A 12,425-nucleotide genomic window follows, 5' to 3' on the forward strand; every position below is an offset into this window, starting at 1 on the left:
TTTTGGTTTGTATTAATTTTATCAAAAAATAATTTGGAAGGAGCTGACTATAGTGGCAGTGACAGACAGATCTTTACAAGATGGAATAGAAAATGTTTCAGCAGAATTAGCTAGTATTAAAAAGGCTACTGACAGAATAATGGCGAAAAGCCCTAGCCCTGCCTTCCGACAGGCCCGTGATTGTTTAGGGGTTTTATCCGAAAAAGTCGAAACATCAGCATCGGTGCTTACACCGACACGAACGCAAACTTTTAGTCGCTGATGAACGAGGGCTTAAATTTATGCTTCAGACTGAGGAAGAAATTCAAGTCGCTTTAGAAATAAAGAAAATATTAGACGAAGGAATAGTAGCGGGTCCGTGGCAATCCAATTTGTTTTTGAAAGGGATTAAGAAAAAACTCGAAGAGTTACGTGATAATTTTGTTATTAAAGTCGGTCTAGATCAACATCATGAGCAAACCACGAATGATTTGCTAGCAGCGGGTAGTTGTGAACATACCGAAGTGTATATTGCGCTTTATCAATCGCAAGGGTGCAATATGAGTAAATGGCAAGAAGTGGTGGTATCTTTAGTTAATTATACGATGGGACGGCCCATTTACTACAATGAAGCGGATGTACAAGCCGCAATACGTTTAAACGATAGAAATTTAAATCATGCCTACGCTGTAGTTAAAGTACATAGCGATGCTATTTTATCGGATACGACGGATTTAGTTCGTACCGATCGCGAAGGGCGCAAGTTAATTAGCTTGCGTGAAGCGGCGATACAGCTGAAGAATATTGTTCGCTTAGTGCATGCGACGGGACAATATAAATTGGTTAGAAATTTTTTAGTTAAGCAAAATTGAATTTAAAAAAATATAAAAATATACTCACAGCAATAGAATTTTTGGCAAGTGCCGTGAATAAAAATTAAGCGGTAACAAAAATTCAAGGGCGAAGAATATAAAAAATAAATAACAATTATGGCTGCTCCCCCACAACAACAGCAATCTGGAGATAATTCACTTGCTCCATTATGGATCGTTCTTTGTATCTTTCTTTTAGGATGGTTGCTATGGGCTTTTTTTCATACACAAATTGTTGCCTGTGCATTACAGATTAAATTCTGGGAGTCGCGTTTAATTTCATTTGCCTTGCCTTCCATGTGGCAACTTCCTTTAAATATTCATCGTCTAATTCCTGCAGACGTACCTTTTCCACAACTGCTAGATGTCAGCCGTGAAGTCGGCAATTACTTACGTTATCCGATCATCGTGATCCTTGTAATATTGGCGTTAATTATTTATTTTGGCCACATTAATTTACAATTTAAAAGATTTTATAATATGGAGACGCTTGCCGAAGCGGAAAGAAAAAATTGGCCACAAATTTCACCGGTCATTAAGCTGGATTTAATCAAAGAAGATATTGATAAAGGTCCTTGGGCAATGGCTTTATCACCGATGCAATTTGCCAAAAAATATCAATTATTACATGAAGAAAAAATTATTTCTTCCATGACGATGACTGCAAAAAAGCATAATCAAAGGACAGTGAGTATAAAAAGAGAGGCTGCGCATCACGTTTTTGTGATGCAGTGTGGAGAGTATTGGCAAGGTTTCCATTATTTAAAACCGGCAACCAAGGCATTATTTGCGGTATTTGCTGCTAGGGCTAATCGCGATCGTGATGGTGCATTGAAATTATTACTGAAAATCGCAGAATCGACAGCTAACGGACGGTTGGATTTTTCTGGGGCTGATGCCTTGTTAGAAAAACATAAAAATAATAAATTAGTCCAACGCGTGATGCATAGTCATGCTTATGTTTTATCGGTAATGGCCTCGATGCTGGTATTAGCAAGAAAAGAAGGAGTTTTAGCGACTGCAGATTTTTTGTGGCTTAAACCGACAGATAGATTATTGTGGTTTATGTTAAATTCTGTCGGCCGTCAAACCGCTTTTGCAGAAGTGAGTGGTCCATTTGCGCACTGGAATGTCGAGCAGGCGATGGGTAGAAGACTCATGGTTCCTATGGTAGAAGAAGCGGTGAATGGCCTGGAAGCTGCGATTAAAGACATACTTTATATTCCTGATTCTGAAGAAGAAGGGTGAGAGCTGTATGGTAGCTATAGCACGTGGTTTAGAACAAAAACACGAACAAGATCCGCGTAAGTTATTACGCGATACACGTACGCTATCGCAGCGTTTTGTCGATTTTTTCAAAAATCCTTCAGCAGTGACTATTTTACTCGTAGGTTTTGCTTCAGGCGCATTTTTTATTCCAGCAATTGCCGACGTTATTTTTTTATTGGGTATTCTATCTTTTCTTTACGCCTATACACGTAAAACTAGTTTGCCGTTTCGCATGCCGCAACGTTCGCATAAATTAGATCACAATGATTTAAAAGCCGGAAGTGATAAACCACAAAAAGCACGTGGTATTTGTTTGTTTGGTAATGAAATATCCAGTGGTGAGGAATTGTGGTTTAGCAACGATGACATGCGCACGCACTGTTTAATTTTTGGTTCCACCGGAAGTGGTAAAACCGAAGCATTAATATCATTGGCTTTCAATGCATTGGTACAGGGTAGTGGTTTTATTTATGTCGATGGAAAGGGAGATAACAGTTTATTTGCTAAAGTTTTCTCTATGGCCCGTTCAATGGGGCGTGAAGACGATATTCTGGTCGTTAATTTCATGACCGGTGCACGGGATATTGTCGGACCGCAAGAAAAACGCTTGTCAAATACGATGAATCCCTTTGCTAATGGTTCTTCGAGTATGTTATCGCAGCTCGTTGTCAGTTTAATGGATAGTAGTAGTAATACTCCCGATGGGGATATGTGGAAAGGTAGAGCGATAGTATTCGTTGAAGCCTTAATGAAATTATTGGTTTATATTCGTGATCAAGGTGGAATTTTATTAGATGTTAACGTCGTGCGTAATTATTTTGAGTTAACACGCGTAGAAAATATTGTTATCGATAAAATATTCCCGCGCGATGGCCAAGAGCCTTTAAGCTTGATGGATATACCCGAAGTCGTATTAGAGCCGATTACTAATTATCTGATTAATTTACCGGGCTATGATAAATCCAAAAAAGGAAAACAAGTCTCACAAGTATTAGAGCAGCATGGTTTTATTACCATGCAGTTAACCCGAGTGTTTGGATCCCTAGCTGATACCTACGGTCATATTTTACGAACTAATTTGGCAGAAGTGGATTTAAAAGATGTGGTTTTAAATCGTCGTATACTCTTAGTGTTACTGCCGGCTTTTGAGAAATCCCCTGATGAGTTATCTAATTTAGGTAAAGTGATTATTGCTTCCTTAAAGGCTATGTTAGCCGCAGGTTTAGGTGAGGAAGTGGAAGGAGATTACCGCGATATTATTGAACGTAAGCCCACCAATGCGTTAACCCCGTATTTATGTGTACTTGATGAATATGGTTATTACGCAGTCCCTGGATTTGCAGTGGTTCCTGCGCAAGCACGGTCTTTAGGATTTTCCATTGTTTTCGCAGGCCAAGATTTACCCGCCTTTCAAAAAGCTTCTAAAGAAGAAGCGGCATCGATAGGTGCAAACTGTAATATAAAACTTTGTATGAAATTGGAAGATCCATTAGAAACTTGGGATTTCTTTTCCAAAAGTGCCGGCGAAGCATGGGTCACTAAAGTCGATGCTTTTCAAACACGTGCAGAAAGTGTAATGAATAATTATGCGGATACACGCAGTGCTTCTTCAGAAAAACGCGCACGTATCGATTTGCTCGATTTAAAAGAACAACGAGAAGGTGAAGCACATATTTTGTTTAAATCTAAGATTATTCGAGCACGATTATTTTATGCAAACCCACGGCCGGTGGCGCGCATGCGCCTGAATCAATTTTTGAAAGTGGGTCTGCCGACTAATCGCTATTTGTTAGATTTGCAATCACGCCTGCAAAGTTTTCGCTTAGTGACTGAGAAAGAACAATTTTTACTCAAAAAACTCGATGAGTCAGCCATTATTACCAAGTTGTCACAAACTTTATCTGGGCAAGCTGATCTCAGCCCCATTCAGGCGGCGCTGCCCGCTTTATTGGCCTTAGATGAGTCCGCAGAAAACAGTAGCGAACAGGAAACTCTTGGAGAGGAAACAGCATCATTACCTGCAAATGAACTGAATATATTCACTCCTTTAACTGCGACACCGCAATTAGTGAGTCTGATGATGGTAGATAATCCGGATCAATTTAACGCGGCATTTCTAAAACGTTCTGTAATACAAAAACAAGTTGCGGTGATAGAAAAAGTATCGGGTAAATTTGAAAAACATGCCAACAGTATCGCTACAGAAATTGTTCAGGATATGGCGATTGCGACACATTATCCGCCTGCGTTGCATCATATCTTGCCAGGAGTGGAAGTGGCAAAGGATGTAGACAAATTGCTGTCAGCTATTAAACAGGCGCAAGCAGCACGTGAAGAAAAGTCATAAACGAGTTTATTATGAAAAATCGAATTTTTTTATTATTTAGTTTTTTGTTGCTTGTCGCGTGTGCGAGCACACCCAAAAAACCGCTCAGCCCAGCTGTGCAACAGACTAATTTGTTAAGCGCTATTAGTGAAGGCGGTGTTCGTAGGTTGGAAGTGGGTGATGAATTAAGATTAATTCTTCCAAATAACTGTTTTTTTATTAAAGGAACTGCTCGACTAAAAGTCAGCGCTTATCCTACATTAACTAAGCTAGTTACTTTGCTTAATCAAAGAAAAAATTTGGGTATTGATGTGATGACGTTTACACCAACGCCCGATTTACAACAAGAAACATCAGATTTAGCCAAACAACAGGCCTTAGCTATCGAGGACTATTTGTTAGACCATGGTTTAAGTACACGAATTATTGTGGCTAGAGCATGGGAAAGAAATGATAAAAGCGATGAACGAGGGGTGAGGTTTGACGGAGATCAACCTCAAATCTTATCCACCGAGATAAGAACCCGCCATTTACTTCCAGAAGATAGTGAGTGAAGGTAGCTGAGCTAAAGATTCCATTAAAATTTAGGAAATGAGCCAATAAATTATAATTAAAAGCTTTTTTTGGAAAATTTAATGATGTATTTAAAACTAGCTTTTTCGACGGCTATTGGGTTATAGTTCCTTGAAATAAGGCCAAATTAGACAAGAAGAGGGTCGCCGTGGGGAATCGGATTGAGTTGCTTAAATCGCGTAAAGGGTTTTATCGGTATAATTACAATCGAGTTTGTAGTGCGCTCTTGCTGAGTTTATTGATAATTTTAATATTAAGTGTACTCGTTATTTATTTCGCTATTTTTTCTGCTACTCCAGATTTTTATGCAAGTTCTCAAGACGGAAAGTTAACACGTTTAGTTTTATCAAATTTCCCTAACACGACGCGTACTTAATTAATAAGAATAATTTTAAAATTGAGATGACCATGAATGAAGATGCCTTACAAGTCGTTAAATTACGTAACGAATTTTATCGGGATAATTATAGAAAAGTTGTCGCCGCTTTAATATCCAGTTTTTTCGTTATGTTGATTTTAGCGGGCGCATTATTTTATATCGTTACACATCCACCTGAACCACGTTATGTTGCAATGACCCCTGATGGTCGTATTGTCCCTTTGGTGGCTTTTACACACCCGAATTTAAGTAATGCTGCCGTATTGGAATGGTCTAATACCGCGGCTACCGCAGCCTATAGTTATAACTTTGTAAATTATCGACAAGCATTACAACAAGCCGCCGATTATTTTACGCCAGAAGGAAAACAAATGTTTTTTGCGGCAATAAAGAGCTCGAATAACTTGCAAGCTGTGATCAGCAAAAAATTAATTGTTTCTGCTGTGGCGACGGGTGTTCCGGTCATATTAGAACAAGGCTTATTAGCGGATCGTTATACCTGGAAAGTGCAAATTCCGATGTTGATTACTTTCCAAAGTGCCAGTCAATTTTCTCAGCAAGCAGTGACAATCACGATGTTGATTGTTCGTGTTTCGACATTAACATCGCCACGTGGTATCGGTATTGCACAATTTATTGTATCGGGAGGCGGGGGTATAACCGGTTAACAGCTATGTATTTTTTTTCTGTTCAAACAAAAAAGCGACTGCGTACTATTTTCAGTTTTTTAGCATCAATAATATTAGTCAACCTATTGGCGGTGTCGATGGCAGCTGCAGAAAATTTTGTTAAACAAGACTCACCTCCTAGCAAATCATCAGACGTTGTTAATGATAACGATAAAGATTCAGTCTCAATTCAAGCGCTGAATAAAGCTGCGTTTGGAACAATGGCACAAACGATGTTGCCGATGTCGCCGGAGCAAATAAAACGCTTAAGAGAACTTTTCAATCAAACACAAGCAGCAGCGGTCACGACACCTGGTACGCCTCCACGTCCCACTATTTCATCTCAATATGTGAAATTAGAACCCGGCGCTACTCCCACGGTTATTCGTTTAGCGGAAGGTTATGTAACGACACTCGCATTTCTTGATTCCACAGGCCAACCCTGGCCTGTGGATAATTATGATATCGGTAATCCACAAGCCTTTAATATTCAATGGGATAAAAAAAGTAATCTGTTGATGATACAAGCGACTTCTTTATACAACGTTGGAAATCTTGCTGTGCAGTTACGCGGTTTAGAAACTCCGGTGATGGTGACGCTTATATCTGGGCAAAAAGCAGTAGATTATCGTATTGATTTACGTATTCCCGGTAATGGTCCTAATGCAAAAGCGCTCTTAGGAAGAAATCTACCGCAAAGCGCTGATCCTGAGCTATTAAATATTTTAGAAGGTGTTCCGCCCGCAGGGAATTCCGCCTTAAAAATTTCCGGTGGCCTCGCTCAAGTTTGGTTAGTTGGCGATCATCTTTACGTGCGCACGCGTTTAACCTTAATTTCACCCGCCTGGATTGCAACAATGTCGAGTCCAGATGGTATGAAGGCCTATGAAATGCCTAAAACACCTCTTATCTTGGGTTTTGAAGATGGACAGTCTATCCAATTAAAAGTTGAAGGGTTTTAAATAATCTTATGAAACTTCAATTACAAAATATTGCCAATTTATTTAAAAATATACGTACGCGTAGTATTATTATCGTAACAGGTTGCATACTTGTATTCGGTTTTTTGTATGGCTATCTCCATCTTACACATAAAAAAACCGGAGATACTTCAATCCAATTGAAAGATTCTCCTGATATCCAATCCGTTCCGGGTGGTTTAACGCAATCTCCTTCTGCCGACTATCAACGTTTACAAGCACAACAAAATCGTGAGCAAGCCGCTATAGCCGAAAAAACCGGTGCTAGTTCTATCCCAACCTTATTGGATTCTAATCAATTCAATCAAAATCAAATCGGACAGAGCATTAATGGCAACTCGCCTTGTCCAATGATGAATAATGGTTGTTCGCCGTGCGATGCCTGTGCAAAATATATGGCAGGTGCGGGCATACAGTCGACAACACCCTTGATATCTTCTTTACAGCCCAGCCAATTGAAATCGGGAACCTTAATCTACGATATACAAGGAAAAGTTATTGGACATCTGGGTGTTGACGGCAAAGTAAGAGATGGTAATGGGCAAATAATAGGACAAGTAGGGCCCGATGGTTTAGTTCGATCTGAAGATGGCACCGTGATAGGGAGTGCTGCGGTCCCTGCTACGGGAGATCCAGTTTATGATGTGGCCGGGCGTTTAATAGGTACGGTAGGTCGAGATGGAAAAGTGAGAGATGCAAAAGGTCGCGTTATTGGCATAGTCGGTCCTGATGGTATTGTACGTAGTCTAAAAGGCGCAGTGATTGGTAAAGTAGTTGTCCCTAAAGCCAGTATTGTTATCCCCGCTTATGATAAAAAAGGCCATCTCATTGGTACAGTGGATGCCGATGGTAAATTAAAAGATGCCAATGGTCATGTTATTGGTGAAGTGGATGCTGATGGTACTGTGCGTAATGCTGAGGGTGATGTTATCGGTAAAACCGGTGTTAATATGGCCGGCGCTCCGGTTTATGATCCTGAAGGTCATTTGCTGGGTACTATCGGTACTGACGGTAAGTTAAGAGATGCAGCAGGAAATGTTATCGGTGAAGTTGATGCAAATGGTGTGGTGCGTAATTCTGCTGGAAAAATTATTGGACATGCCTATTTAAAGGGAACGCATGAAAAAAGACAGGCTATTCCAGGCACGCCCGTTTATGACCGACAGGGCAAATTATTAGGGACGCTGGATAGCGACGGTGAAGTACGAAATGCACAAGGAAAGGTGATTGGTAAGTTAGATAGCGATGGTTTGGTACGTGGATTACATAATGAAATTATTGGAGAACTTGGCGCAACCGCACCTGGCACGCCGGTGTATGATGGTCAAGGTCACCTCGTTGGAACGGTGGGTAGCGATGGCATTGTTAGGGATGTACAAGGTAAAGCATTAGGAAAATTAAGTGCTGATGGAATTGTTCGCGATAGGCAAGGCAATCCGATTGGCAGCATTACACCGCCACATAAAAATAATAATATTCCTTTAGCGTCAACAACCAATAGTGATAATGTAACTAATGCTGCTGTGAGCTTACTTCCTGATAATTCAAATAAACCCAATCCAGAACTACAAAGCATTTTAGATAGACAAGCGCAACAAATTTCAGCTCAGAAAGCCGATCAATTACAACAACAAATGCAGAGTTCGATGAGTACCCAAGCCAGTCAACTTTTTGCAGCTTGGGTTTCACCTAATCAACAATATGTGACAGGAACTCCAGACTTAAATCGTCTTGGGGCGGGTTTAGGTGGCGCTTTGTCTGGATCTCCAGCACGCGCCATAGCCCCTGCAGTAAAAGCTGGGACGATTATGTATGCAGTACTTTTAACGGCGGTTAATAGTGATGAACCAGGTCCGGTACTCGCTGAGATAGTACAAGGTAAATTTAAAGGTGCTCGTATAATGGGTACTTTAAGTAATCAAGGCCAAAAGGTTTTACTTTCCTTTAATACCTTAACACTACCTAAATTATCCGAAAGTGTTGCAATTAATAGCGTTGCGATTGATGAGAATACCGCTCGTACCGCTCTATCCAGCGACACCAATAATCATTATTGGTTGCGTTATGGGACATTATTTGCTTCCGCTTTCATCCAAGGTTATGGACAATCCTTTATTAATTCAGCGCCAAATTATTATTTTTCATTGATTCCTCCAGGACCGGGACCCAATCCACAGCCGGAGAAAAATCTTTTATCCCCACGGGATAGAATTTTTGTCGGTTTAGGTCAAGTGGGTCTGCAATATTCATCGGCATTAAGAAATGTATTCAATACACCACCGACAGTGAAGGTTTTTTCGGGAACACCGATGGGGATATTATTCCTTTCTGATTTAGCGGCATTACCGACAAGTTAATTTTTATGCTTAAAATATTACAAAGAGTGAGGCAATAATGGATAATAAAAAATATAATTCTGACGAAGAATACAAGCTTCAGGATTCGACAACAGAATCTGCGTCGCACTTTTCTGGCGCAACAAATAATGCAGATCCGGCCTCTGCTATTCTGGAAAAGACACAGCGTCACCATATTTTTTTAATTGTATTTATAATTTTTGCTAGTTTGGGCATTTATAAAATAGTAAGTACATTAATTCATAAGATGCATGCTACGCCTAAGCCTAAAGTTGTCGCAATTGCACAAAAACTTGTCCCGGTAATCCCAGCAGCTGTGCAAGCAAACAGGGTGCTTGATAATCGTTTTAATCATTTAGAACAAGAGCAACGTGAATTGCAAACGCATTTGCAAACTTTCGATTCAGATTTAAGTGATATTAGATCAACTTTAGCGGATCTTAATTCGCGATTAGCCGATATCAATGAACAAACTCAGCTACTCCATACGCAGCAAGAAGCTTTTTTGCAAAAACAACAAAAAGCAGAAACTAAACTTATCGAAAGAAAAAAATCCGCACCTAAACCTATTTATTATGTACGCGCTATTATTCCAGGTCGCGTGTGGTTAACCTTGCAAGATGGTTCGACATTGACTTTAAGCATGGGAGATAAATTAGCAGGTTATGGTGTTATAACCGCGATAGATCCTAGTCAGGGAACGATTACGTTAAGTTCGGGGGCTATTATTGGCTATAATCCAGACGATAGATAATTAATATATGTACTTATTTAAAGGCGACAACAATTTAATAAAAAAACAGTGGAGGAATGCTCTTTTTCTCTTGTGTTGCTTGTTGCTTAGTGGATGTGGTAGTAGCACGCAGTATGCGAATCTTGAAACCATGTTGCTCCATATCACCGATCAATTTCCGAATATTTATCGTCTAATTACCGCCTTAGCTTATTTAATGGGGATAGCTTTTATTTTTCGAGGCGTCTATCAATTAAAGGTGTACGGGGATTTACGTACCATGATGTCAGTCCAAACTAACTTTAAAGCGACAATGATGGTCTTTTTTGCCGGCACGGCATTGCTCTATGCACCGACTGCTTTTAACAGCATGATGTTATCGACCTTTGCGACCACCGATGTGAAGGATCCAATGAGTTATGTGCAGGCCCATGATATAACCACGCTATTAGCCTCAAGGGCGGTTTTGCTCTTTGTCCAATTAATAGGTACTATCTCGTTCATAAAAGGTTGGGTCAGCCTGACCCATGTATCTAATCCTAATGGCAGGAGTTCCATGGGTAAAGCCGTTACGCATATTGTTGCTGGTCTTTTAGCGATTAATATCGAAGGCACAAAAGAAATACTACAAGCTAGTTTTACGTAGTATGTAATAAAAAGTATATAAATTTAGTATGTGGAGAGTTTAAAAAATGAAGAATAAATTCCTTAAACCTAAGCTCATTCAGCGCGGTATAACTTGTTTAGGTCAATTATCCCTTTTGATGAGCGCCTATTTTTATACCAGCTTAGCCTTAGCTGCGGACACAGATGATAATTTAGGCAAGGTGGCTAGCACGATTACTAGTTCTTTTAGTCAACTTGCTAAATTGATTACCGCAGGTGCTTATATGGCGGGTATTGGTTTTTGTATGGCATCGATGCTGAAGTTTAAAGCGCATAAAGATAACCCTACACAAATCCCTATTGGTACACCCATTGCTTTATTGTTTATTGGTGCCGCATTGATATTCTTACCAAATATATTCCGTATTGCCGGTTACACGGTTTTTGGTGGAACCAGTGGAGCAGGTGGCGTCTATGGTACGACTGGGCTTCCAGGAGCAGGCCAATAAAACATCCTGGAAAGGTCTCTTATGCGAGTTAGGGTGTTTACACTAAACACCCTAACTTATTTAGATCCTTATTATTAAGGAGTCTTTTGTTTTGAATGAGTCAAGCAAAAGCCATCATTTAGTTTACAATAGATGAATGATTTGAGGATTAAAAAATGCATGAAAAATAAGAAGGTGATTTTGGTTAAAAAATTAAGTCTCCAGCGATGCATATTCGTACTTACAGTGATGCTGAGTAGCTTAGTTTACGCGGCAATAAGTAAAGCCGAGGTGCTGACATTAGGCGAAATGGCCTTAAAGATTACCCAATCATTTTATGGTTTAGCGAAGTTGATTACTGCGGGTGCGTATATGGCAGGAATCGGTTTTGTAATGGCCTCGATGTTGAAGTTTAAAGCGCACAAAGATAATCCGACGCAAATTCCGATAGGAACGCCGATTGCCTTATTATTTGTCGGATCAGCATTAATTTTTTTACCGCATATATTTATTATTGCCGGTTACACAATTTTTGGCGGGACCAGTGGTGCAGCTGGAATATATGGTACAACTGGATTGCCAGGTCTTTAAACTATGTATTCGATTAAATTGAATGTAAATCCTCATGGTTGGCGCCTTTTTATGCAACGTAAGTTCGATCCGCGTTTTGAGGAATTTAGTCAAAAAATTTGGCAACGCGATGAATTTACCTGTCAATTTTGTGGCTTACAATCAAAAAAACACCAAGAAGTAGTTAATTTGGATCAAAATTATCATAACAATAAACTATCTAATTTAGTGACGGCTTGTAGTTTATGCACCCAATGCTTTTTTTTAGAATCAGTTGAAACCTATGGCGGAGGAGTGCTAATTTATTTGCCTGAAGCATCGCAAAATCATTTGAATGGATTTTGTCACTTATTATTTACGGCAATGAATAATGAAAGTAAATATAAAGAAACCGCGCAAAATGCTTATCGAAATTTAAAATTACGTGCCGAGATTATTGAAGATGAATGGGGAGCGCAATTGCAGCAACCCTCAATTTTCGGTCAGCTTATCATTGAATCTGAAAATAAAAGTTTATTAGACAAGAAAATTTTTAGCACGATTCGTTTATTGCCTTCACGGGCAGGGTTTAGGTATCAAAGTACAGATTGGTCACGTTCGATCACAACACTTTTACAATAAAAAA

Annotated in this window: 13 protein-coding genes; all 13 read left to right on the forward strand. The window is 39.6% G+C overall.

What is annotated here, in order from left to right; all coding sequences use genetic code 11:
* Positions 1–58: 58 nt before the first annotated feature.
* Complete coding sequence (locus AACL18_RS02990) at positions 59–262, forward strand: hypothetical protein (RefSeq protein WP_339051320.1); 204 nt, start codon at positions 59–61, stop codon at positions 260–262.
* A 19-nt stretch (positions 263–281) separates the two neighbouring features.
* A complete protein-coding gene (gene icmQ / locus AACL18_RS02995) occupies positions 282–851 on the forward strand; it encodes a Dot/Icm secretion system protein IcmQ (protein ID WP_339051321.1) in 570 nt (189 codons plus the stop codon).
* 117 nt (positions 852–968) lie between these two features.
* Entirely contained in the window at positions 969–2,099 is a 1,131-nt protein-coding gene (icmP, locus tag AACL18_RS03000) for a type IVB secretion system coupling complex protein DotM/IcmP (protein ID WP_339051322.1), read from the forward strand.
* Between the two features lie 7 nt (positions 2,100–2,106).
* Positions 2,107–4,467: a TraM recognition domain-containing protein gene (locus AACL18_RS03005; RefSeq protein ID WP_422395894.1), complete on the forward strand. Its 2,361-nt coding sequence runs from the start codon at positions 2,107–2,109 to the stop codon at positions 4,465–4,467.
* Positions 4,468–4,478: 11 nt separating this feature from the next.
* Entirely contained in the window at positions 4,479–5,000 is a 522-nt protein-coding gene (locus AACL18_RS03010; RefSeq protein WP_339051323.1) for an OmpA family protein, read from the forward strand.
* 427 nt (positions 5,001–5,427) lie between these two features.
* Positions 5,428–6,066 (forward strand): type IVB secretion system apparatus protein IcmL/DotI, encoded by a 639-nt coding sequence (locus AACL18_RS03015; protein WP_339051324.1) that lies wholly within the window; start codon positions 5,428–5,430, stop codon positions 6,064–6,066.
* 98 nt (positions 6,067–6,164) lie between these two features.
* On the forward strand, positions 6,165–7,028 hold the full coding sequence (locus AACL18_RS03020) for a DotH/IcmK family type IV secretion protein (protein WP_339051325.1): 864 nt from the start codon (positions 6,165–6,167) through the stop codon (positions 7,026–7,028).
* Positions 7,029–7,036: 8 nt separating this feature from the next.
* Positions 7,037–9,403, forward strand: a complete 2,367-nt coding sequence (locus tag AACL18_RS03025) for a TrbI/VirB10 family protein (protein WP_339051326.1) — start codon at positions 7,037–7,039, stop codon at positions 9,401–9,403.
* Between the two features lie 37 nt (positions 9,404–9,440).
* On the forward strand, positions 9,441–10,157 hold the full coding sequence (locus AACL18_RS03030; protein ID WP_339051327.1) for a hypothetical protein: 717 nt from the start codon (positions 9,441–9,443) through the stop codon (positions 10,155–10,157).
* Positions 10,158–10,287: 130 nt separating this feature from the next.
* Positions 10,288–10,782 carry a hypothetical protein gene (locus AACL18_RS03035; RefSeq protein WP_339051328.1) on the forward strand — a complete coding sequence of 165 codons (495 nt, stop codon included), beginning with the start codon at positions 10,288–10,290 and terminating at the stop codon, positions 10,780–10,782.
* A gap of 46 nt (positions 10,783–10,828) precedes the next feature.
* Positions 10,829–11,251 carry a type IV secretion protein IcmD gene (locus AACL18_RS03040; RefSeq protein WP_422395895.1) on the forward strand — a complete coding sequence of 141 codons (423 nt, stop codon included), beginning with the start codon at positions 10,829–10,831 and terminating at the stop codon, positions 11,249–11,251.
* 159 nt (positions 11,252–11,410) lie between these two features.
* Positions 11,411–11,821 carry a type IV secretion protein IcmD gene (locus AACL18_RS03045; RefSeq protein WP_422395896.1) on the forward strand — a complete coding sequence of 137 codons (411 nt, stop codon included), beginning with the start codon at positions 11,411–11,413 and terminating at the stop codon, positions 11,819–11,821.
* 51 nt (positions 11,822–11,872) lie between these two features.
* Positions 11,873–12,421 (forward strand): type IVB secretion system protein IcmJDotN, encoded by a 549-nt coding sequence (gene icmJ / locus AACL18_RS03050; protein WP_339051329.1) that lies wholly within the window; start codon positions 11,873–11,875, stop codon positions 12,419–12,421.
* The last annotated feature ends 4 nt before the right edge of the window (positions 12,422–12,425 follow it).

This window comes from Rickettsiella endosymbiont of Xylota segnis (assembly GCF_964019545.1).
In the GTDB taxonomy this organism is placed as follows: domain Bacteria; phylum Pseudomonadota; class Gammaproteobacteria; order Diplorickettsiales; family Diplorickettsiaceae; genus Aquirickettsiella.